The 23,177-nt window shown below is 46.0% G+C and carries 21 protein-coding genes; 14 read left to right on the top strand and 7 right to left on the bottom strand.

What is annotated here, in order from left to right; genetic code table 11:
• Window positions 1-71: 71 nt before the first annotated feature.
• The 4 genes from ACR6HW_RS01735 to ACR6HW_RS01720 all read left to right on the top strand — a co-directional run bounded on the left by ACR6HW_RS01735 (window position 72) and on the right by ACR6HW_RS01720 (window position 2,947).
• A complete protein-coding gene (locus ACR6HW_RS01735) occupies window positions 72-848 on the top strand; it encodes a GNAT family N-acetyltransferase (RefSeq protein WP_455729448.1) in 777 nt (258 codons plus the stop codon).
• A gap of 320 nt (window positions 849-1,168) precedes the next feature.
• Window positions 1,169-1,786, top strand: coding sequence for a hypothetical protein (locus ACR6HW_RS01730; RefSeq protein WP_455729447.1), 618 nt, complete (start codon window positions 1,169-1,171; stop codon window positions 1,784-1,786).
• Window positions 1,767-2,093, top strand: coding sequence for a YqfO family protein (locus ACR6HW_RS01725; protein ID WP_455729446.1), 327 nt, complete (start codon window positions 1,767-1,769; stop codon window positions 2,091-2,093). Before ACR6HW_RS01730 ends, ACR6HW_RS01725 begins: the two co-directional genes overlap by 20 nt.
• A gap of 11 nt (window positions 2,094-2,104) precedes the next feature.
• Window positions 2,105-2,947, top strand: coding sequence for a mechanosensitive ion channel domain-containing protein (locus ACR6HW_RS01720; protein ID WP_455729445.1), 843 nt, complete (start codon window positions 2,105-2,107; stop codon window positions 2,945-2,947).
• Here ACR6HW_RS01720 and ACR6HW_RS01715 read toward each other — a convergent pair.
• Window positions 2,944-3,543: a GNAT family N-acetyltransferase gene (locus ACR6HW_RS01715; protein WP_455729444.1), complete on the bottom strand. Its 600-nt coding sequence runs from the start codon at window positions 3,541-3,543 to the stop codon at window positions 2,944-2,946. The genes ACR6HW_RS01720 and ACR6HW_RS01715 overlap by 4 nt on opposite strands.
• A 73-nt stretch (window positions 3,544-3,616) precedes the next feature.
• Here ACR6HW_RS01715 and ACR6HW_RS01710 point away from each other — a divergent pair, with 73 nt between their 5' ends.
• Window positions 3,617-4,327, top strand: a complete 711-nt coding sequence (locus tag ACR6HW_RS01710) for a sulfite exporter TauE/SafE family protein (RefSeq protein WP_455729443.1) — start codon at window positions 3,617-3,619, stop codon at window positions 4,325-4,327.
• A gap of 66 nt (window positions 4,328-4,393) precedes the next feature.
• On the opposite strand, the gene ACR6HW_RS01705 is transcribed toward ACR6HW_RS01710, so the two are convergent.
• From ACR6HW_RS01705 to ACR6HW_RS01690, 4 genes are all read right to left on the bottom strand, one after another.
• A complete protein-coding gene (locus ACR6HW_RS01705; RefSeq protein ID WP_455729442.1) occupies window positions 4,394-7,651 on the bottom strand; it encodes a hypothetical protein in 3,258 nt (1,085 codons plus the stop codon).
• 18 nt (window positions 7,652-7,669) lie between these two features.
• Window positions 7,670-8,608: a carbohydrate kinase family protein gene (locus ACR6HW_RS01700; protein WP_455729441.1), complete on the bottom strand. Its 939-nt coding sequence runs from the start codon at window positions 8,606-8,608 to the stop codon at window positions 7,670-7,672.
• A gap of 136 nt (window positions 8,609-8,744) precedes the next feature.
• On the bottom strand, window positions 8,745-10,583 hold the full coding sequence (locus ACR6HW_RS01695) for a methyl-accepting chemotaxis protein (RefSeq protein WP_455729440.1): 1,839 nt from the start codon (window positions 10,581-10,583) through the stop codon (window positions 8,745-8,747).
• A 158-nt stretch (window positions 10,584-10,741) separates the two neighbouring features.
• Window positions 10,742-12,343, bottom strand: coding sequence for a methyl-accepting chemotaxis protein (locus tag ACR6HW_RS01690; RefSeq protein ID WP_455729439.1), 1,602 nt, complete (start codon window positions 12,341-12,343; stop codon window positions 10,742-10,744).
• A 469-nt stretch (window positions 12,344-12,812) separates the two neighbouring features.
• Between ACR6HW_RS01690 and ACR6HW_RS01685 the strand changes: the two genes are divergently transcribed.
• The 3 genes from ACR6HW_RS01685 to ACR6HW_RS01675 are packed head-to-tail and all read left to right on the top strand — an operon-like array spanning window position 12,813 to window position 15,025.
• A complete protein-coding gene (locus tag ACR6HW_RS01685; RefSeq protein ID WP_455729438.1) occupies window positions 12,813-13,352 on the top strand; it encodes a GNAT family N-acetyltransferase in 540 nt (179 codons plus the stop codon).
• Window positions 13,353-13,360: 8 nt separating this feature from the next.
• Entirely contained in the window at window positions 13,361-14,104 is a 744-nt protein-coding gene (locus ACR6HW_RS01680; RefSeq protein WP_455729437.1) for a shikimate dehydrogenase family protein, read from the top strand.
• A gap of 9 nt (window positions 14,105-14,113) precedes the next feature.
• Window positions 14,114-15,025 carry a P1 family peptidase gene (locus tag ACR6HW_RS01675; protein ID WP_455729436.1) on the top strand — a complete coding sequence of 304 codons (912 nt, stop codon included), beginning with the start codon at window positions 14,114-14,116 and terminating at the stop codon, window positions 15,023-15,025.
• A 78-nt stretch (window positions 15,026-15,103) separates the two neighbouring features.
• On the opposite strand, the gene ACR6HW_RS01670 is transcribed toward ACR6HW_RS01675, so the two are convergent.
• A complete protein-coding gene (locus tag ACR6HW_RS01670) occupies window positions 15,104-15,664 on the bottom strand; it encodes a hypothetical protein (RefSeq protein WP_455729435.1) in 561 nt (186 codons plus the stop codon).
• A gap of 170 nt (window positions 15,665-15,834) precedes the next feature.
• Here ACR6HW_RS01670 and ACR6HW_RS01665 point away from each other — a divergent pair, with 170 nt between their 5' ends.
• From ACR6HW_RS01665 to ACR6HW_RS01640, 6 genes are all read left to right on the top strand, one after another.
• Window positions 15,835-17,538 carry a LytS/YhcK type 5TM receptor domain-containing protein gene (locus ACR6HW_RS01665; RefSeq protein ID WP_455729434.1) on the top strand — a complete coding sequence of 568 codons (1,704 nt, stop codon included), beginning with the start codon at window positions 15,835-15,837 and terminating at the stop codon, window positions 17,536-17,538.
• Entirely contained in the window at window positions 17,510-18,235 is a 726-nt protein-coding gene (locus ACR6HW_RS01660) for a LytR/AlgR family response regulator transcription factor (protein ID WP_455729433.1), read from the top strand. Before ACR6HW_RS01665 ends, ACR6HW_RS01660 begins: the two co-directional genes overlap by 29 nt.
• A 155-nt stretch (window positions 18,236-18,390) precedes the next feature.
• A complete protein-coding gene (locus tag ACR6HW_RS01655; RefSeq protein ID WP_455729432.1) occupies window positions 18,391-19,806 on the top strand; it encodes a carbon starvation CstA family protein in 1,416 nt (471 codons plus the stop codon).
• A 119-nt stretch (window positions 19,807-19,925) separates the two neighbouring features.
• The gene (locus tag ACR6HW_RS01650) at window positions 19,926-20,243 is read left to right on the top strand and encodes a DUF1292 domain-containing protein (RefSeq protein ID WP_455729431.1); all 318 of its coding nucleotides are present in this window, start codon (window positions 19,926-19,928) and stop codon (window positions 20,241-20,243) included.
• Between the two features lie 492 nt (window positions 20,244-20,735).
• On the top strand, window positions 20,736-22,292 hold the full coding sequence (locus tag ACR6HW_RS01645) for a DUF2785 domain-containing protein (RefSeq protein WP_455729430.1): 1,557 nt from the start codon (window positions 20,736-20,738) through the stop codon (window positions 22,290-22,292).
• A gap of 131 nt (window positions 22,293-22,423) precedes the next feature.
• Window positions 22,424-22,909 (top strand): NUDIX hydrolase, encoded by a 486-nt coding sequence (locus ACR6HW_RS01640; RefSeq protein ID WP_455729429.1) that lies wholly within the window; start codon window positions 22,424-22,426, stop codon window positions 22,907-22,909.
• Here the strand turns inward: ACR6HW_RS01640 and ACR6HW_RS01635 are convergent.
• Window positions 22,887-23,147 (bottom strand): late competence development ComFB family protein, encoded by a 261-nt coding sequence (locus ACR6HW_RS01635; protein ID WP_455729428.1) that lies wholly within the window; start codon window positions 23,145-23,147, stop codon window positions 22,887-22,889. The two genes, ACR6HW_RS01640 and ACR6HW_RS01635, sit on opposite strands and share 23 nt — an antisense overlap.
• Between the last annotated feature and the right edge of the window lie 30 nt (window positions 23,148-23,177).

Genomic DNA, 23,177 nt, shown 5'->3' with positions numbered 1-23,177 from the left:
ACTTTACATGAATTGATGTTTGGCATCATTGTACTTTATTTTTTAAGGATATACAAGACAGGAGAGTTCATATGGAAAAAAATTTAGAAAGAGCAAGAAAGCATAAGTTTCACAGCCTTCATTACGTAGCACCAAATGATCCAATAAGGATATATGAGGACAGCAACTATTCTATAATCCTAGAAAGAGAAGATACAGAACTAATGGTATATTGGGCATGTGAGAGCATCACAGATTTATTAGAAGGTTTACACTTAATATCAGATGAGTTTAGAGGAGAAAAAATAAAACTCAAATTCATCCCACCTGAATTTGTTAACGCATTAGAAAACCATGATTACAAAGTATGTTGTGAGTTTGTTGATTTCTGGATAAAAGATTTAAATAAACACAATTGGAGTATATCAGACACTTCATTCATAAGATCACTTAATAAAGAAGAGATAAGTGTCGCTTCTGAAGTAACCCAAACTTGCAGCGGGCTTTCAAGAGGATTTGAAGGAGAAGAAGAGATTTCAATAAAAGAGTGGCTTGAAGGTGAGTCTAATGAGGTATTTGCAGCTATCGAGGATGATGAAGTTATTGGAATCTGCATGATGTCTGTATACGATAGCAATAGTGGTAAAGTTGCATGGTTACGTGAACTTGCTGTAAATCCCAAATTCCAACGAAGAGGAATCGGTAGGAGTTTGGCAAAATACGGAATTGAGTGGGGCGTAAATAAAGGTGCAATAAAAAGCTTCTTAGCAACAGATATTGAAAATACACCTGCAATTAATCTTTATAAGGAGTTAGGTTATGTTCAAGCTTCTAACAGAGGAGAAATTGTCATCACAAAACATCTATAATCAATACCTACATAATAAAGAAATCATAAAAAAGAGCAAGCTAATCTGAAACGATGACAAGATCCCTCTTTTTTATGCTTCGCTGATCTGTGTGGGTAGCACTTTAGGCTTCTTGCTAGTTTTTAAGCGGGAGCTTGCCGTCCAGAAGGTAGATCGTCGTAATAAAATTATCTACATTTCTGAACCCACGTGCACGTAATTGCGCACCGTGGATGATTGAATATGTGCGTTCTGTTAGACACTTACTTTCAGTCCTCGTAGAGGCGTGAAATAGCAGCGGTATTTGTGGTATAATAAAGTGTGTTTTGGAGGGCGGAAAAATGAAAAAAATAGAGAATTTAACACGTTCAGAAGCTTTTATGTATCATGCCTCAAACCAGTGCTTTCTAAAGACTCTGATACCGGCCAAGAGCACGCACGGCAACGCCTATGTGTATGCCACCCCTTCGGCGGCTTTATCGGCACTGTTTCTAAGTGGCAAGGGTGGAGATTTCACATGTGCTATAGGAATTGACATGGAAACGGGTTTGCCTTACATCTGTGAGCGGTTTGAGGGAGCGCTCAACTACCGCTACAAAGGTGTAGCCGGTGCTGTATACAAACTAGATGCAGCTTCTTTTCATAGCGGTTGTACCCCTTGGGATGCAGAATGGGTCAGTTCTGAGCCGGTAGCTGTTTTAGAAGAGCTGACAGTCTCCGATGCTTATGAGTTGTTGCGAGTTTTTGAACGGCGAGGCCATTTGATAATTGTACGGTACCCCGAGACAATCGGTCACGTTAAACGTGATAAAACCGATCTCGTGGAAGGCGCCGTTTATTTTCACCGCCTATTGGGAGACAGTGTTTTAAAGCAAGTGGAACAGTACCATCCGGAGATTATCGGCCGCATCAAAGCGGCTATAGACGAGGAGAAATTATATGACAGTCAATCGATGTAAACTGGAAGTCTATATACCTGAGTCCCATGTCGATGCGCTTCGGGAGGCGCTAAACGATGCGGGGCTATTGAAAGTCGGTTGTTACGACATGGTTTGTAGCACAACACCGGTGAAAGGGTTTTGGCGCCCCCTAGAAGGCGCCAATCCGTATGACGGCACCGTCGGCACTTTATGCAGTGGTGAAGAAGTCGTGTTTGTCTTCAGATGCGCGGTCTCCGAACTGACGACGGCGACAACTGTTATACGTTCTGTCCACCCGTACGAAGTTCCTGTTTACGATGTCACACCTATTTTGGAGAGGGTGTAGAGGAGAGGGCTATGGAGGCGATTTTCACATATTTAAAAAACAATCCAAATGCGGTAAAGCTTTTGTTTTCAGTGGCATTTTTAATGATTCATTTGCTGATTTTAAAAGTGTTGACGTCGGTGTTGTTTCGAACCATTAAAGACAATGCGGTTTATTATACGACGCGAAAGCGTTTTCTATACTTATTGTCTTTGTTTTATATTTTTATGTTGATAGTGATTTGGTCTGGATCGCGACTGGACTTGACCACTTACGTCGGGTTTATTTCCGCCGGGATCGCCATTGCCCTTAGAGAAATTTTTACTAACATCGCGGCGTGGCTGATTATCGTGACACAAAAGTCGTTTGAAGTCGGTGATCGCATTCGCTTTTTAGACACATGTGGTGACGTTATCGACATTAGGCTTTTCCATTTCATCATTATGGAAGTCTCTTCTAAAGCAGAAGGGGAGCAGAGCACTGGGCGCGTGGTTCACGTGCCTAACAACTGTATTTTCTTACACCCTATGAGCAACGCCAACAAAGGGTTTGAGTACATCTGGCATGAAATTGAAGTCAAAATGCCCATGTATGTGTCGCCAGACGCCGCCACGGAGGTGCTCAAAGGCATTTTAGACAAATACGCGTTGCATCAATCTGTCGAAGCCAAAGAAAAAGTGGCCCTAGCGAGTAAGCGGTATCAGATTCAGTACAACAACCTCACTCCTATTGTCTATTTGAAAGTGAAGGAGGGGGCGTTCTATTTTTACATGCGTTACCTTTGTGAACCGCGACAGGCACGAGTGACAGAAGACATCATTTGGCGCGATCTCATTGCCATCGCCGCCGAAAACGATGCCATCGAGCTGATTTAAGGGATAACCCAGAGGGCTTTCCCGGTAAAACCACAAGCTCTATAAAGGCGCTCAGGTGAAGTGACGTTGTTACATTCTCCTGAAACGGTGACAAAATCAACTTGGTTCCGCAGCCGCTTTAGCGTTTCGCAGACGATATACCGACCGAGGCCGCGACCTCTGTGTTTAGCGCCGACTTGAATCCACTCGAGCATACCTTCTGGGACATGAAAATCCACCTCAGAGATTCCCGCTGCTGCGATAGCGCCGCAAGGCGTCTCGACAATCAGCCATAGGGCGGAATCGAATCGCTTGGAACGGCACATCTCTTCCACTTGAGAGGGCTTGATTGAAATATTTTCATAGCAGCTATTTATAAAATTCACCAGACGTCTTTTCAAAGCGTCATCGGCCGCATCGAAAGGGCGCAACTCATACCCTTCTGGCAATGACGCGACTTCGAGCGTTTCCAAGTGGTGAATTAGTCTAAAGTAAGCGGTGCCGTTTGATGGCTTTTCTGTCGCGTAAACGACATGTGACGTATCGAATAATAATGCTTTGTGGTAGGGCAAACTGCTGCTGCCACAAGGGTCTGATTTGTACTGTTCTAAGTTCACGAAAAACCCCTTTTCTTTTCTTAGGACTAGAAGTGACCTTATTAGTATATCAAATTTTAAGTGAGGCTATTGCATGATTTTTATAATATCCGGCCTTGTAATTGCCTTTTCGGCGATGGTACAAGGCATGGCGGGCTTTGGATTTTCCCTTGTTGCTGTTCCCTTGCTGTCACAGGTGATGCCTTTGTCAGTGGTTGTTCCAATGCTTGTCGTCTACAGCATCCTTTTAAATGTTTTAGTTGTGACGAAAGTACGGGGCCCCGTTGACAAAAATCAACTGGGGTTGCTAATTGGCTTTGGCGTTATCGCTATTCCCTTGGGAATTTTTGCACTGAAATTTCTCGACGAAACTTGGTTAAAACGCGGCGTGGGCATACTCGTCACCACTGCCGCTGTGGCAATGTACTTTGACTACAAGTTGCCCATACGAAGAAAAAAATTGGCGTATGCCATGACGGGGCTCGTAAGTGGTTTTTTAAATGGTGCGACATCGCTTAGCGGGCCACCGGTCATTCTTATGCTCAGCAATGAAGGCACTGAGAAAGCCCGTTTTAGAAAGTCGCTCGCCGTCTTTTTTTTGGCGTTGAACTGCGTTACCGTGCCGATGTTTCTCGCAAGTGGTGTCTTGACTTCTGCGGTAATCAAAGAAGTGTTAAAGACCGCGCCTTTCATGGTCGTCGGGACGTTAGTAGGAATTTCTTTGGGGAATCGAATGCCTGAGGTGCTTTTCAGAAAACTAACCTTGGGATTAATTGTCCTCATGGGAATTTTAACACTGAGATAAACATAACAAAAGCCCGTCTTTTGCCCCTTTTTATAAGGGCTAAAAGACGGGCTTTATTAAAGTCATTTAGGTGGCCAGCGCCTTTTTGGCGGCCTTTTGAACTCTGAGCACAGAGGACGTGGCTAGCGCTCTCAATAGATGGCGCCACTCTGACGTTTCATCTGCCATTTCAATTACAAGCAATTGCTCACTTGTGGGTAAGTCCATAACGGCGGCAGTGTAATCACCGGACTCAAAGAGTATTTGAAAACAGTCGCTGTCTCGTGATTTGACAGCACAGGCTATGGACACAGACTTGGGCAGCTTGAGCCGGACGAGGTCTCGCATTAACTGCTCGGCGCCCAGCGGGTCGATATACTCTAGATCAGTAAGCTTATCAGCTCCCAGCCAATAGTGCGCACTGACAAATCTAAGGCGTTTTTCATCAGTTGTGTGCACGTAGTATGGGTCGAGAAGGTGCGACCTCCAGTGTGGCAACAGATGCGTTAGCCCCATAAAAGCGTCACTTTCTCCAGTCTGAATGTAATGTGCGAAGCTGTCCCGAATTAGACGCGTTCTTTCATTTTGATTCAGTTGGAGCCAATGGATGTCAGCGTTTGATGTCGCTTCAACATCCACAATGTAAAAATCCGATTGATGTTGCCAAAAAGACCGAACTGAATCATCGACATGTGTCACTAAAAATTTAAAATGTTTTCGGCCACTGACGAGGCGCAGTGTTCCATCGGAACTTCTCAGGAAGACAAAAGGGGTTGGGCGTTCGTATCTTTTATTCAGTTTCTCTAGTGCTTTGCTGCTGAAAGTCCATTCGATGTCGGCTGCGAGAAGCTCGAGGGCGTAATGCGCTCGAAAAGTGTTGTAATCGAGATGCGCGACACTTTCTAAAGACTCCAGATAGTCGCGTTCACGGACGAGGGCATGGGCAACAGCTTTATCCAGTGCTTTTTCAAAGTCCGATGTCACCGTTAAATCTTCCACAGGTCTTAAGCCCACCAAGTCTTTAAAGCGGTCGACTTTCCGTCCTTCAATATACTCAAGTGCCGATTCGATTTGTGCACGCCTTGAGGGCATACCCATAAAACCGGGTTCGTCATCTGCGTAGGCTTCCACATAAGGGGTATAGTTTCCGTTTTCAAAAGCCAAATGAAGTTCTGCAGCTTTTATCAAATGGGGCACTTTGAACAATTTCTTTAGCGCGTCATCGACATCGTACTCGGTGTTTACAGCGTCCACAACATCGTCGTAACTGTCGACATAGGGCGCTTTTATGGCTAAAATTGTTTGAAAAGGTGCGCAGGCAAAGCAAAACTTAAAGAAACGGGTGAGTTCTGAAGTCCATTCGTGATCGGCCCACTTGTATAGACTGAACAAAGGCGACAGCAGGTCTTCAACAGCACTTATAAGCGTCTGAGAGGCTTTTCCGAAACCGTCGACGACGGCTTCGAGAGAAAGCCCGCTTGGCCTCGATGCTTTAAGTGTGGCGTTTTCTTCTGGTGTTAGTGCATCCGGGCCCTGTGTCATTAACTTCATGATCAGCGCCTTAGGCGGTTTTGAGGGGCCTTTGACGTACGATTCAAAAGCTTCTAATGCCTCGTCTATACCATGCGTTTCAGCACCTATAGCTTCACTGACTACCGATAGCCAATTTGATTTCACCAAATCTGCGAGTTCTGTATCTGATTTTCCAAGAGCTACATCGCGTTCGTAGACAAATGCGGAGAGTATCAAAGCCGCCGCTGTGGGTGTCCACTTTGATTTTAAAATTGGCCGCGACTGGGCGCTGTCTAGTGCCATAAACGCGTACAGGCGCTTGAGAAGCCTCAAATCCACAGGAAACATGTCGTCCATAGACGTCTGGAGCAGTGCGTTGACATCTCTTGTGTAGTGGTCTGTGAATAAATCGTATCGCGCTCTAAAAGCGGGGGGCGATAGCCGCTCCGTATCTAAAAAATCTTTGTAAATCCAGTTGGAAAAAACGCCTTCAAAGGTTGTATTCAGGACGTCCATTGTTCGCAGAACGCAGACGTTTTCATCTGTGGACACACCATTGACAGCCATTTTCAACTGGGGATTTGACATTTCAGGCGCTTCAAAATAAGAGAAGAAGTCCAAGAAAATATCTATTAAGCAATAGGAAAGAGGCTCGATTTCGCTGTAAAAATAATTGAAGTGTTTTTCGACACTAAGCCCCGATCCCCTGACACGGGACATTAAGTCAAACGGTTGTAAGCGTTCGAGCAGTTCCGGGTTTTTACCCGTTAGGATGTACTCCCAAACGGCTTCGCCTTCGTCGAACACTTTTAGGAAAAACGCTTTCCAGTCGCTGTACCTTAGCTCCTCGTCTTCCGGCGCGCTTTCCGAATCCTCTGCAGAGGGGGAGACTACGGAACCGTAGAGGTCATCTAGCAGATGGTACATATTCTCTGCTTCGTTGTCAAAGGTGTCGACTACAAAGTGCATGCCCAGATTCGCTTCATCGTCGTAAAAGTCGATGTCATCTGTTTTAGGATTCGATGTGCGTCTGTGCAGCTGTGCAAAATCACTGTACAGGGCATGTATAGGGTATTCGGTGCGCGTACGCGCTGTATAGTGTAGAAAAGGGTACTCTTTAAACCGCTCTATGAGCAGATTTTTAAAAGTCGTGTAGGCGGCCTCCGATGCTCTAAAGGTTTCGACAAAGTCGAAAGGGGGCCATTCCAAGTCCTCAGTGAGGTTGAGTAGGCACAGGCGAATCTCATGATTGTCTGCGTGTACAATGGCCTTTAAAAGCGAGTGGGTATCGCCAATATCCCGCAATCGGTTGCGAAGGGTGTGAAAATAATCGGTAATGTAATCGGCGTGTTCCATATCCCAGTAGGGAATGGCGTAAAGGGCAAACTTATAGAGCGCTTCGGGACGGTGGTACGCGAAGGCATACATTATATCGACCCCGAATACAGAGCTGTTGTCGACCCACATTTTTCCAGAGTCGTTGACGTGGCGACTGTAGCGAATCAAGGCATCGATTGTACGCTCGACAACCGGTGAGAGACTCACATCGGCCATAGCGTGTGTAAAGAGTGCGAAAATGCCGTTAACTGACGTATAGCCCCCATCTGGTGCGCTTTCTACTTCTTGGTGTAGATGTCCCAAAAGAGGGGAGAGGATTGCTTCATGGAGTTTAGGCGGTCTGCTAAATGCATCAGAAACCTGTAAAGTTAAGTTGCCGTTCTGAAACAGTGTATGCGTATCCATCTTTTGAATTAATGCTTCGAGGGCCAATTCAATGGTACGTCGTTCTGTGGGATCAAAAGTTAAGTGTTTGTGTGCTTCTCTAGTTGTCATAATGCCTCTCTTTTTTGTCTAGAGGGCGCGGTGATGCCACCGCGTCCTTTCTTCTAAGATTTTAACGTGCTTGTAGCTCATGTCGGGGTGAATGGTGTCTGCGTGGGAAATGGTGAGCAAGCTGACACTTATTGCGAATTGCACCGTTTGTAAGAGTGACAACTCTTGCATATAGCCATAGGCAAGCCCTGCGACAAAAGCATCGCCGGCACCGGTTACATTGACTACATCGACGTCTTCTGCTTTTAGGATGCCTCTTTCTCGTGCATTGGCATAAAAAATGCCGTCAGCATCGAGTGATATAAAGACATTTACAATGCCGAGACTCAAAAAAGCGTCTGCGGCTCTGAGTAAATCGTCTGGTGTGTCCAAAGAGAACCCGAGTAGGGCTTCGGCTTCGTATCGATTGGGTTTAATCGTATGAAACAGAGGGAGCAGATGCCGGACGCTCTCTGCTTTAACCGCAGAAATCGGGTCCAAAATAAACCGTGTCTTGCCTCGGTATGTTTTGAGAATATACCCTAAAAGTTCGGGGTGGTCGGCGTCTAGTACGGTATAAGCTGCTTCCTCGAAAACTGAAGCTTTTGTGTCAATAAAGTCGATGTCCATTTGACAGGCGCTCCACATGTCGACGACGGCCGATACCATTTCGCCTTTTTCATTGAGTATGGCCATGTAAGTCGGTGTGGTTGCCCCTTCTAAGAAGAGGGAGTCTGACATGTCGCAACCGACGCGTGTTGCGTGATCGACGATGTTCTTACCGTGATCATCGTCCCCGATAATTGAGATGAATTTTGTCGGGATGTCAAGGCGCGCTGTCGTTTCCGCTATATTCCTGCAGACGCCGCCGAGGGAAACTTTAACACATCCGGGGTTAGAGTTGTTAGGTCTGTAATGAACGGTGGAAAATCCGGTGATATCGACGATGGATGTTCCAAGTACTAAAATATAAGGCATTAATCGTGTTCCTCCAAAAAACTGATACTACTACTATACCAGTGGTAAGACGCCTTGTAAAAGATTTTGACACATTTTATGGTATTTTTACAAATAAGAAAAACCCCTCTCGTAGTGAAAGGGGCACTTATGTGTTTTACATTGTAAACTTTTGCGTTTCTTCTTCAAGCGACTGAATCTGTTCAGTTAGTTCGGTCATCATCTGATAGATGCTCGATATAATTGCAGACTGTTCTTGAATAGAAGCGGTTATTTCTTCTGTAGAAGCCGCTGAGGACTCTGTCACAGAAGACATTCTGGAAACGGCTTCGTAAGTCGATGACTTAACGACATTCAGTGTTTCGAGATTGTCGTTGACTTCACTGATATCGTCTATGGTATTGGCCGTAGCGTGTACGACTTTTTCGTACACGGATTTTGTTTCTGCCAAAGAGTTGTTCGCATTTTTGATACTTCTAGACGCATCTTGCATATCGTTTTCAGTGCTGTCGATAATATTGGTGATGTCGTTAATGATATTTTGAATCTCATTGGTGGCATCTGTCGACTGCACCGCGAGTTTCCGAACTTCTTCAGCAACCACTGCAAACCCCTTGCCGGCTTCACCGGCACGCGCCGCTTCAATCGCCGCATTGAGGGCGAGGAGGTTGGTTTGCTCTGCAATGCCGTTAATAGAGATGACAATAGAGCCAATTTGCCCCGATTTTTCTGCGAGTTTCTTAATGCCGTCGGCGACTTTAAGAGTCGAATCGGTGTTTTCTTTAAAGCGTTCGTTCAGCGAAGCCATCGACAAGATACCGCGGTCGTTTTCTTCCTTCATTTTCTGTGTGTTAATGTTGATCTCATGGATTTTACTGCTGATAAAGTCGACACTTTCAGAAAGTTTATTGGTGGTTTCAAGAGAGCTGGCCGCCCTAATTGAAAGATCGTTGGTGCCTTCGGCAATTTCAGTAATTGCCTGTGCAATTTCGTCGCTGGACTTGTGAACCTGATCGGTGTAGTCTGCCACATTGGTAGCGGTAATATTGACCCTGCCGGAAGTCTCTTTAATGGTGCCGATGATGCCGCGTACACTGGCGATCATATTGTTAAATGCCGCAGAAATTCTTCCGAATTCGTCGTTGTTCAGTTCTTCAAGGTGCTGATTTAAATCGCCTGTTGAAACATTTTCAATAATGGTTGGGATGGTATGTAGTGGTTTTTGGATTCGACGGAATTCGATTATAAATAGGACGACGATGATGGAGAGCAGGGTGACGAGAAAAGCGGTCAGTGAAATGAGCAGTACGGACTGACGGGTGCTGTACTTCTCAACATTTGATAGTGTCCGTTCGTCGAGCATGCCCAAGAAGACGTTAATCGGCTTCATAATTTCCGCTTTGTACGCGTGGTACTGGTCGTCGTGCATAATGCGTATGGCAAATGTCTGATCGGATTCGCCGACTTTCATCATATCTTTGGCCTCGTCAGATAAAATCCCCTTGACGGCGTTCATGGCGATAACTTCTGTGTTGACGAGCCCGTCTGAGTTGGCTTGTGCTTTTTCTAGTTCTGCGAGCTCGGCGTCTGTAAAGCCCGCTTCGACCATCAGGTCGTGTAAGGCGACCTTGGAATCGCTGTCGGGAAACGGTTTTTCGCCGGAGACTGTCATTAAGTCCCAGTAGATGCGTTCGTAATTCATCGGGCGGTTGACTTCACCGTTTCTGATTTTAAGAATGTCTAAGTAATACATTTCGTATTTTTCGTCTGCTGTGACGACGTAGGTTCTGGCGAGACGCGTTAGGTCGTCAGAACTCTGCCTGAGTTCGTCGGCGAGTAAGTAGGACTCGTATCGAATAGTCTGACTCTCCAGCAACTTCGATTGGTTGCTGAAAATCATAAAGCCCAACACGGCGAGTCCTACGAATAAAATAGCCGTTAAAGCAAAAGTTGCGTTAAAGAGTGAACTGATACTTACTTGTTTTTTCTTTTCCAATGAATAACCCCTCCTTATTTCATATTGGTTCTTATATACCCCAAAACTAAGAATCATGCATATAAAATACAATAATTCATTAACCATTCCAAAAAAGAACCCTCTTGTGGCGTGTACAAATAGATGTACATACCGCAAGAGGGCGCAGGTGCTGAAACTTATTTTTTAAATACGTGCATTTTATCGCTAAGATCTCCGGAGAGTTCAGCGAGTACTTGGCTGGCTTCTGCAATCTGATCCATTGAAGCTGTTTGCTCTTCTACAGTTGCCGAAACATCCTCTGTGTTGGCGGCACTTTGTTGCGACATTGCAGAGAGATTTTGAATCTTGTCGAGTATAGAGACGTTCTTTTCAGAAATGTAAGCCGTCGACGTATCGATGCTGCCTATGAGGGCATTGATTTTTTCAATAGCCTCTGAAATGCCGTTAAACTTGGTCTCTGTCAAGGCGACGCTTTCCGATTGCTCGTTCACAACGGCGTCCATTTCAGATATTTTTCGAACCGCTTCGTGCGTTTTTACAGACAACTCTTCTGTAATATTTTCAATTTCAGTTGTGAATTGACTGGAGCTCTCAGCCAGCTTTCGAATTTCTTCGGCGACGACAGCGAAGCCACGACCGTGTTCGCCAGCACGCGCAGCTTCAATAGCGGCATTGAGCGCGAGAAGGTTCGTTTGATCGGAAATCTGTTTAATCATCAAACTCGCTTCGACAATGCTCTGGACACTGGCATTGGTGGTGATGATGGTTTCTTCGACGTCACGCGACGTGTTTTGGTTGTTTTGCGTTTTCTCGACGAGCGCCTTCAAGAGCGCTTTGCCTTCGTCTTTTAAAACTGCCACTTGTTCAGCGGCGTCATTAAGCGACTGGACGCGAATGCTGTTATCCTCTACAAGGGTTCCCAAGGTATTCATTTCATTTAAACCGCTTTCCAGATCAGACGCCTGACTGACCGCCGCTGCGGCAATTTGCTCTACGCGAAGGGCGATGGCCATGGAGGCCTCTGAGGATTCAACGCTGATGTTTTTAAGTGTGTCGCTGGACTGTGCCAGCTGCTCAGACGTGCGCACAAGACCGTCCATCAAATCTTTAATATCGTCGATAACGCCCTGAAAAGCGACGGCGAGTTCGCCCACTTCGTCTTTTCTGCTTGTAAACTTATCCGGTATCTTTTGATTGATGTCTAAGTTTTCGATAAGGGTTACAAGTGCTTTAAGAGGGCCGGAAATACGCTTAGTGCTCAAGAGCCATATGACGACGAGTAATGCGATGTTTAAAATCATTAGCACTGTCTGCGCCAATTTCAAAGCAGTGACTTTGTCTTTAGAAAAGGCCTCTGCAGCGGCTACAGCGTCATTTGTCCGTTCAAAAAAGGCTTCGCTATCTGCCACGAGCGTCTCGTATGTTCCCGACTTACGCGCCTCGGAAATGGTTGCTTTAAGTTTTATAAAATCGTTTTTTACAACAGTCATTTTTTCAATAAAAGCTTTATCTGTTGCTTTTTCCAGTCCAAGAGAAGCGTCTCCATTTAGCAGACCATTGATGATGCCTTCAAGCTTAGAGAGGAGAGCGTCGTTCGGACTTGCCGCAAGCTCCAGCTTGACAAGGCGCTGGGTGCCGCCGCGAACGACGCCTGCGTAGTTAATGACTTTACCGTCTAACTGCATTTTATCCAGTTGATAAAATATGACTGCAGTACTACTCAATGAAAAAATCAGTAAGAGCACGACAATAGACCTTAGGGTATTGCGTATTGACATAGTGACCTCCATTATATTTTCATGTATCGAGGGTGTTTTGTATAAATATGCCCTTTTTGGTGCGAACTAAACAATTTGATTGACGTAGGGAAGGCTCGAAAATAGGACAGTCGTCTTAGTGTGCCATCTCGTTTACAACTAAAAAGCTCAATGATGCCATCACGTAACTGTGTTTATCTTGCCGTAATAAGAACGATTCAACGTCTTTACTAAAACTCAACTGCACAGTTCACTGGTGCAATAGTCCCGATACACTGCCTTTATTATACCATTTACGCTTCAAAAGAAGTAGTCAAAATATAATTACTATGAGATTGGCAACTTATACATTTAAAACTTATAAGAACTCGAAGAGCCCTGTGCATCGCGGTGCCTTATGCGAGGCGGTTAATGCGGGCAAACTGTTCTAATAAAAAAATTTCAATCAGTTCTATCAAATGCTATAATAGGGTTAACGGAGGAGAGAGACATGATAAGAAGCGTAAAAAAAACAGATGTTGCCGCCTTGGCAACATTATTTGAATACACCATTACAGATGCCTTTTCTAAGGAAGGTTATGCTGTAGAAGCACCGGAAATATCTGCCGAAATTCAAAAAGAGTTGTCAATTAAGTTAACCGCGGTGAGCAGACACTTGGCAGAGGAAGACGCCAAATGGCGTTACCTTGTGGCCGAGGAGGACGGTTCCGTCATCGGAGCCATCGCATTTGGTCCCGTGGGCGATATGACGCGGCGTTTTGTCGGGGCAGATTTTCATTCTGAGGGAGAATTGGGCTCGATGTACGTGCACCCACTTTTTCAGAGAAAAGGCGTGTCAAAAGCATTGATTGAAGCACTTGTATCTCAGCTAAAGGAGAGTGGGGTGCGAAAGGTGTCGTTTGACAGCGGCTATAAAGCCGCTCAGAAAAAATGGCAGGGAAAGTTTGGTGATCCTTATATGGTCGTCCCAAACTACTGGGACGAAGGCACGGATCATATGATATGGCTCGTGGATATAGAAGGGATGTGAAAGGCAAAATGAAGCGGTTTGGATTGCTTGGCGCTCATATCGGCTACAGTTTTTCACCGGCATGGCATAGCGCCTTTTATCAGAAAAATGGTTTAGATGCCACATACGAGCTCATCGATATCCCCCAAGAGGCGATGAATGAACAACGGTTTAAAAAACTGTTGGAAGATTACGACGGCCTAAACGTGACCATCCCTTATAAAACGTGGGTATTGGAGTTTCTAGACGCTGTTGACGAACGCGCAGCAGCTATTGGAGCTGTAAACACCATCAAAATCGATGGCGGGCAGAGCATCGGTTACAACACAGACTGTTTGGGGTTTGAAGCCACGGTGCGCCAGTTGGGTTCAAAACTGCCTCAGACAGCCTATATCTTTGGGACAGGTGGTGCCGGAAAGATGGCGCAATACGTTTTAAAATCGATGGGGGTGAAGACGGTCAATTTGGTCAGCAGAACAAATGGCTGCGGCGCGTATACCTACGACGCGCTAAAGTCCAGTCAACTTGTCGGGGCGCTCCTAGTGAATACAACACCAGTGGGGTCTCAAAACGCCCCCGATCGACTTCCCATAAAATCAGAATTGCTCGACGGCGTAGCTGCGGTTTTCGACCTCATCTACACACCTGAAGAAACGCCTTTAATCGAGGCGGCAAAGTCTCGTGGGATACCGGCTCTAAACGGCCTGAACATGTTACATGTACAGGCGTTAGAAGCTGAAATTATTTGGTGGCAACGTTCTTTTAATCAATAGGAGGTTCCAATGAAAATTGATTTGGCAGTTGAAGGCATTCGTATCGGTCACGCACAAAACGAAGGGGCACAAACGGGCTGTACAGTTGTTTTATGTGAAGAAGGCGCCGTCTGTGGCGTCGACGTAAGGGGCAGTGCGCCGGGGACACGTGAGACGGCGTTGCTCAACCCGCTTTGTACAGTTGATCGAGTCCACGCTGTTCTCCTTTCCGGCGGCAGTGCCTACGGGCTAGATGCCGCCGGTGGGGTTATGCGCTATTTGGAGGAAAAAGGGTATGGGTTTGACGTTGGCGTCGCAAAAGTTCCTATTGTACCGGCAGCTGTGTTGTTTGACCTCGCAGTAGGGGACGCCGGAATTAGACCTGATGCCGAAATGGGTTACTGCGCTTGTGAATGCGCCACATCCGTCGCTGCTCAGACCGGACGCGTAGGCGCTGGGACCGGAGCTAGTGTCGGAAAACTCTTAGGGCTCGAGTACGCAGTTCCAGGAGGCATCGGCATCGCTAATCTATCTATTAGAGGTGGCGTCGTCATCGGGGCAGTGGTGGCGGTGAACGCCGTGGGAGATGTGTACAATCCCGATACTCAAGAAATTGTCGGAGGTGCTAAAGATCCTGCAAGCGGACGTTTTTTAGACGCTTCTAAAAAGATTCTAGAAGGCGGCAACACCGGGGGGGTCCCAGGCGGCAACACCACCATAGGCGTCGTCTTTACCAATGCGAAGCTCAGCAAAACAGAGGCCAATAAGGTCGCACAAATGGCGCACAATGGGTACGCCCAAACCATTCGTCCCGTCCATACGAGTTTGGATGGGGACACGGTATTCGCCCTGTCGTATGGTGACAAAGACGCTTCTGTAGATGCAGTGGGATATGCCGCATCTCAAGCGGTTGTCGCTGCAGTGCTCAACGCATTTAAGTAAAAAACGCCCCTTATTCAGAACGCCTTGGAGAGGCTCTGCATAAGGGGCATTTTTTTATCTTAGAGACGAAGTATGACTTTAGGCTTCTTTTTCAGTTGCCCATTCGTCTAGACCGGTCATAACCGCGTCATAGGTCTGTTGAGAGATATCGGGGAGCTCGCCGCCGAAGGCCTGTTTTGCAGCTTCAAAGCCTTCTTGTATGGCATTTTTTAAGAGCGAAAGCTTTTCAGGGTTGTCTCCAGAAATGGTTTTTGCAAAATCCACAATACGATTGGCAGTGGCCGATACGCCCCAAAAGCCGTCTTCAGCAATCTCAGCTGCGGCATTTTGGCGAGTGGTTTCGTCTATTTCAACAGTGACAGTTTCGCCGTTTTCAAGGGTTTGCACGACATCGCGGTAATTGAGTCCTTGTTCTTCAATCAAAGTTTTTACGGTATTGCGCAGGCTACTGAGTTTGTTTTCGACGCGCTGTTTTAGGGCCTCAATTTTTTCGCTGTCGTAGACCACACCTGTCGACTTCTCGTAGACGACAGCGGGTTGAGGCGTCGCCGTCTTTTGCGGTTTCTTCTGTAGTGTGTTCGGTGTTTTGTTTTGAGGTGCAATTGGCGGTTTTGGCGGTAAACCATTGATACTGTTCATAAAATCCCTCCTTGGATTATCGGGTTTAGGTTCCTTCCAACAACTGCTTCTTTTTATAATATCGGCAGAATTTTCAATTTTCTTAAGAACGAATGGGGTTAGGCCTTGTTTTATTGGAGATTCCTCTCTATAATGAGGGGGAACACTGTATCAGAAAGAGGGGAGAATTCATGATTTTTCAGTTGTCACTCGGGTTGGTTGAACGTCTGGGGCTCATTGTGATGTTTGCATTTTTCATGAGCAAGACCGCCTTGTTTAAAAACTATATTTTAAAGGCAAAGAGCACGTTGGCAGAGCATATTTTTTTTGCCGTGCTCTGGGGAGGTCTCGGCATTGTTATGACAGTGCTGGGGACACCTGTGGAAGGCGGTATCGCTAACTCTAGGACGATTCCCATCGTCCTTTCGGGATTTATTGGTGGACCAGTGGTCGGAAGCATCTCAGGTCTCATCGCCGGCGTGCATCGAATCTTTTTTACAAGTGGCGGCGAGTTGACCGCTTTGGCCTGTGGTATTTCGACTATTATAGGCGGTATCATCGGCGGACTGAGCAAGAAAGCACTGGATGTAAGAAAACATCGATGGGCGTATGGATTTGCCGTTGGCGTCGCTATTGAATCTTTGCAGATGCTCATCATTTTAGCCATTGCCAAGCCCTTTGAAGAAGCGCTACAATTGGTTCAAATTATTTTTATTCCCATGACTTTTCTAAATGCACTGGGCATCGGAATGTTCGTGCTCTTTGTGGAACAGATTGTGCTTGAGCACGAAAACATCGCCGCTACAAAAGCCGAAATGGCCCTTAAAATTGCCAATCAAACACTGCCGTACTTAAAAAGAGGACTCGTCAAAGATACCGCTTTTGCAACAGCAGAAATTATTTATGCCATTACGGATTTTGATGCCATTGCTATTACAGATACAGAGGGCGTCCTCGTACACCTTGGCGCCGGAGCAGACCACCATCGAACAGGGGGACAAATTTTTACAGACATTACGCACGACGTATTGTCTCAAGGACAATTGGCTGCTGCCTCGGATGCAAAGGGCATCGGCTGTAAAGTCGACAGCTGTTCTTTAAAATCGGTTGTCGTTGCGCCTTTAAAAATGAATGAGCGCGTTGTCGGAACTTTAAAGATCTATCGATGCACGGTCAACGGTATGACCAAGTCGGACATTGAATTGGCTAAAGGCCTTGGAGCACTCTTTTCTACGCAATTGGAGCTCGCCAGTCTCGAAACGCAAAAACTGCTGAGAGAAAAAGCCGAGCTCAATGCTTTGCGCGCCCAAATAAAACCGCATTTCCTTTTTAATGCGTTAAACGCCATTATCTCCATAACGCGTACCGATGCAGAGCGGGCGCGGGAGCTGATGCGAGAACTCAGTGTCTTCTTACGCAGTCGCTTTAAGAATCTGGACGAACGCATTTCACTGGAGGAAGAAATTCGGTTTATTGAGGCCTATCTCAACATTGAAAAAGCCCGTTTTCCCGATAAGCTGTCTGTAGAATACGATATAGACGCGACGCTTCAGTGGCATATACCACCGTTGTTGTTACAGCCCTTGGTAGAAAATGCAGTAAAACACGGGATTCGCAACAAGCAAGGCCCCGGTACGGTGAAACTTAAAATCCAAAACAGGGACGGTGCGCTCTACTGTGCTGTAAGTGACGACGGCATTGGCTTTGACCCGTCGACCTTGCCTTATTTAATGGCCAAAGGCGGCGTTGGCCTCGGCAATGTCTCTCAGCGCCTAAAGGCGCTTTACGACACAGAGCTTCACATTGTCAGTGAACGGTCTGTGGGCACTAAAATTACTTTTAAAATACCTAAAAACGGAGGGGAACATGTGGATAAAAGTCGTGTTGGTAGATGACGAGAAGCCGGCGCTTGATGAGCTCGACTATATACTAAGCGATTGCAGCTCCTGTGAAGTGGTTCAAAAGTTTGACAGCGCACCTCTTGCGCTTGCGTATATCAAGAGGGAGGAACCGGATATTGTCTTCTTGGACATTGACATGCCTGAAATTGACGGTTTGACCTTTGCGCGGGAAATTAGACGGCACCATTTAAACACGCAGGTGGTTTTTGCAACTGCTTATGACCATCACGCTTTGGCGGCTTTTGAAATGGACGCGGTAGACTATATCCTGAAACCCTATGACAAAGACCGCGTTTACAAAGTCATCCGAAAAATAAAAGGGCTCTATGGTGACAGTACAGAACCTCATCAAGGGGAAACAATGGGGAAGCTGCCTATTTGGAAGGGCGAACGCATTTTAATGGTCGATGTTGAAGAGATTCTCTACGTGCATATGGAAGGTGGTATTTTAACTGTTTTTACAGTCGAAGAAACTTACGAACTCAACGAGACACTGGCAAGTCTTGAAGAGAAACTGCCATCAGAATTGTTTTTTAGAACGCATCGCGCCTTCATCGTCAACTTATCCAAAATACGAGAGGTGAGCCCCTATTTTAACAACACGTTTGTTGTGAAAGTCGACGGAAGACATGAGGAGATCCCCGTTAGCAGGAGCCAACTGAAAACATTCAAAAAAAGACTCGGGATTTAGGCCGCTCTTTGGTACGGTGGCGTGAGGTTGAAGCGTTGCGGTTAACCCCTGATATATAACATCTCAGCATCAAAATTTGTTATTTGGCAGTTGAATGCCACAGGATGCTATAAAATAATGATACCATGAGGCCATCAAATAAGGAGGGGGTTCTTATGGTATCTTTTATTTTATCTTTAGTGGCACTGGTTGCGGGGTATTTTGTCTACGGTAAAATTGTAGAGAAGATATTCGGTGCTGACGACTCAAAAGTGACACCTGCTAAACGCATTAACGACGGAGTCGATTATGTGGAAATGGACTGGAAAAAGGTCTTTTTAATTCAATTCTTAAACATTGCAGGCCTAGGGCCGATTTTTGGAGCAATTGCCGGTGCGCTCTGGGGGCCGGTGGCGTTCTTGTGGATTGTCCTCGGGTCTATTTTCGCAGGGGCGGTACACGATTACTTTGCGGGGATGCTCTCTGTGCGGCACGATGGCGAAACGGTGGCTGAAATCGTAGGTCGCTACCTCGGTATCGGCGCTAAAAATGCTATGCGCCTTTTTTCAGTCGTTTTGTTAATTTTAGTTGGCGTCGTTTTCATCAACGGCCCTGCAGGGTTGTTGGAAAGCATGACGGGGATTAATCGATTTGTCTTCCTAGGCGCCATTATTGCGTACTACTTACTGGCGACGGTATTGCCCATTGATAAAGTCATCGGTAAAGTCTACCCGATTTTCGGAGCTGCACTTCTTATTATGGGCGTAGGCATAATGGTGGGCATCTTTGCAAAAGGGTATACCATTCCGGAAATTACGTTGTCTAATTTGCATCCCGATGGCAAATCCATCTTCCCATTTTTATTTATCACCATCGCCTGTGGCGCAATCAGCGGTTTTCACGCGACGCAATCGCCAATTATGGCGCGGTGTATGAAACATGAACGAGAAGGGCGTCGGGTGTTTTACGGTGCGATGATTGCAGAAGGGGTAATCGCACTCATATGGGCGGCTGCTGCAATGAGCTTTTACGGCGGTACAACCGGTCTCGCAGGGGCGGGAACGGCAGCTGTCGTCGTCAATGAAATCTCCACCACTCTTATGGGAACTATCGGCGGTGTACTCGCTGTCCTAGGTGTGGTTGCGGCGCCGATAACGTCGGGCGACACGGCTTTCAGAAGTGCACGCCTCGCTATAGCAGATGCCTTCAAGGTGAAGCAAGACAAAATAAAAGCGCGCTTTTTAATAGCCGTTCCATTGTTTGCAATAGGCATTGCACTCTGCTTTATCGATTTCACGATTATATGGCGTTATTTTGCATGGTCGAATCAGACGCTTGCAACAATTATGCTGTGGACTTCCGCCGTATATCTGACAAAATGCGGTAAGTTTCACTGGATTGCCACCGTACCGGCCACTTTTATGACGGCTGTCATAACTTCTTATATATTGGTGGCGGGCGAAGGGTTTGGATTAAGTGAGTCCATTGGATTGCCGGTGGGCATTTTAGCGGCCTTACTCGCTTTGACCACATTTGTCATCAAGACGCGACGTCAGCCGGTAACAATGGAAAACGAGTCCGGCGCTTTATAGAAATCGAGGAAACCAACGCCCTTTTAGATGTTTACCTCGAAAACGTATCGACAAGCCAACGCATAAAGGGTATAATGATGCAAGCGCGATAGCGCGCAAATACTAAGCGAGGTGAACACATGTCTGAACATCATAAAGACGGCCACTGCTGTGGCGACCACAGCTGCGGCTGCGATCACGACCACGAGCATCACGTGCACACGGTGACGCTTGAATTAGAAAATGGCGACACTTTAGAGTGTCCAATTATCAACATCTTCGAAGTCGAGAGCAGTGAGTACATTGCACTTCTTCATCCGGAAGAAGAAATTGCGATGCTGTATGAGTTTAAAGATTACGACGACGGGTCGATTGAGTTAAGTGAAATTGTCAGCGACGAAACTTATGAGAAAGTTTCTGAGGCATTTAATGCACAATTTGAAGAAGAGGAAGAGTAGGAACGACGCCTCAGAAAACGGTTGTTGCCTTTTGCACGAGAAGTGCAGAGGTGACAACTTTTTTTTAATGTTTATTTTAATGTAAAGAATAAATTGATAATTGATACAATTTAATATAATATAGGTATGTTGTTAGAATTTAAATGGTCTTATTAAGCGTTTAATAAGAGACTTTGGTGATCTTTATTCAAGCTGTCATCATTGCAAACACAACACAGACTACATGGGAACAGACGCGCTTTTGCAGGAATTAAGAAAGCGGGTTTTTACAAAAGGAAAAGTAATCAGATACAACCTTCTCGGCTTTGTTCTTTTGGCTTTTATCGTCTTAACTTTGATTGTATCCATTTTCTAGTGGCTTTTGAAAGACCCTCAGAGGGTCTTTTGCTTTTTTTGAGTGTTTTTATCGAAAGAATGAGGGGGTTATGGTTTTCTTTCGGGAGAAAATCTATTATACTTTAATTACATCTATAATATTAGGAGGCACATTTTATGAAGCAGTTTGACGCTATAGAGATCATTAAAAATCGACTTATTGAAACGCATCTGGTTTCAGCAATTTACCTCAAGGGGTCTTTGGCGCGTGACGAAGCCGATATGTACTCAGATGTCGACCTCTATTGTCTCATTTTGCCTGAACACGTAGACGCTTTTTTGGCCTTGCGTCTAGAAGTGCTAAAGGCGTATAAACCGATGGTCTATTGGTCAGAAGCCAATTTTGTCGGCCCCCAAATCGTCTGTGTCTATGAAGACGGTCTGCATTTAGACTTATATGTACAGACGCCGGAGACGCTAACGCAGACTGATGCGATTAAAGTGCTGTACGATCCGGAGAATTACCTTGAAAACTACATAGCCAAGCCGCTCGATTTGAGCACTTCTGAAATGACGCGCCTCTTCGATGCGGCAACTTTTACCTTGCTTGAGTTTGAAACGGCGTATCTACGTGGCGATTTGGTTTGGGCCTCGCGGTTGGCCAGTCATCTCAGCGGCGATTTGTCTGTTCTTTTAAGGCATCTTTACCACCCTGAATACGCTAAACTGGGGTGTAAACGTCTCAATTGTTACTTGGAAAACGCCTTGAGCCGACGATTTGAAGAAGCGGTTAACCTCTCGTCGCCAAATCATCTCCCGCTGGGCGTACAACAGATGGTGACGATTTTGGACGACATCAAGGAAGCTTTTGGCGGCAATTTGGTCTTTTTTGACTTTATGAAAGACAAAATCTCACACTTGGGCGTTAGTGCTCAAGAAAGTGCGCTTAAAGAGGCGCTAACCACGCTGCCCCTAGATGAAAGAGATGGAGCTGACGCCTTGCAATGGGTTAATAGAGCGCTGCCACACGTCGGTTCTCTAGACAGCACTCTGAGAGATGAACTGATTTACGAGCAGCTTTGTGACACCGTATTTGAGGGCAAGCTGGCATTTGACGATCTCAGAACAATCGCCCACGAACTGCTGTCTACGGACTATTTGTTCTACGATATTGAAAAGGGGCAGGGAGATGCTGTTTTCAAGCGGTCTTTCAGCGCATTGCATTTAGCCACCATCGTCGGGTATCACAACGAAAACAGTTTTTTGACTGCTGATGAAATTGAGCATCATCTGACCACAGCGTTGAAGTATTTAAAAGCGGAGAAGGATACGCGAGGGTATGTCGAGGGCAAAGGGTGGGCGCATGCCATTGCACATGTCTCAGACTGGATTAAAGCCTGCCTCGTCACCTACAACGTGCGTCCCGAACTGCAACGCGCTGTGCTCACTACAGTTGTCGATAAAATGCTTGACGCGGACACGGTCTACTGTCACAATGAAGACATGAGAATGGCACGTGTTGTCAAGCTACTGGTTGAAAAAGGCACTTTAACAGAAGCAGATTTTGAGGCGTGGGTGGCGGAAATTTGTACGGCACATCGAGCGGTCGGTAGTGAAAAGGCGCAGCTTTTTGTGAATCGAAACCGATTGAACTTTTTAAAGGCCCTCTATTTTACTTTGGGGGATTATTACAATCACAAGGCGATGCTTGAGGCGTGTATTGTACAGAACTAATGCGTGATGCAAATAGCATGCCGCAGTTATCGAGCAGCAGAATGGTATGTTCTAGAATTGACATAAAGAAAGGTTTTTGAATGGAAATTTGGGATTTATACGATAGGAATAGATGTCGTCTGGAAGAAACGATGGTCAGAGGAGAACCTGTGCCTGTGGGATGTTATCACCTCGTGGTGCACGTGTGCTTGTTCAATAAGAAAGGGGAGCTCCTCATACAAAAAAGGCATCCCGATAAAAAGGGCTGGCCCGGGTTGTGGGACATCTCCGTCGGCGGCTCGGCAGTGGCAGGCGATGACAGCCGAAGTGCGGCAGAACGGGAGACACTTGAAGAAGTGGGGATTAAAATCGATTTGTCGAAAACAGCGCCTCGGTTGACGGTTTCTGGGGCCAACTCTATAGACGACTATTACATGGTGTCGTACGATGCCCCTTTGTCGGCGTTTACCCCGCAACCTGAAGAAGTCACTGAGCTGCAATGGGTTGACAAAAAAACGCTGATGACACTGGTCAAAAACGGTGCCTTTGTGCCTTACTTTTTCATCGACCGATTGTTTGATCTCTACACAATGCAAGGGTCTATTTACGAAGCACCTAATGCCGCGGATTTCTTTTGACAATCTGCATGGCTTTTGTTAGCACACCTAAAATAGTGACTCTAAACTGGGGATCCAACTCCCTCATTTTTTGATACATGGCACCTGTTTCACAGGTGGCATACATACAAGGAAGGTTATTTAGAGCAATCGCCAAGGCATCATTTTTACACTTTTCACATGTACAATACCCCTTGTCGGATTGTATAATGGTGTTATAAGCTTCTAAGACAAACAATTCTGCGTAGTTTTTAATCATGCTGGGTCTCCCTTTGACTTCACTTGACTT

It is taken from the genome of Fusibacter sp. JL298sf-3 (assembly GCF_053842995.1).
This window is presented reverse-complemented; position numbering and strand designations above follow the sequence as displayed.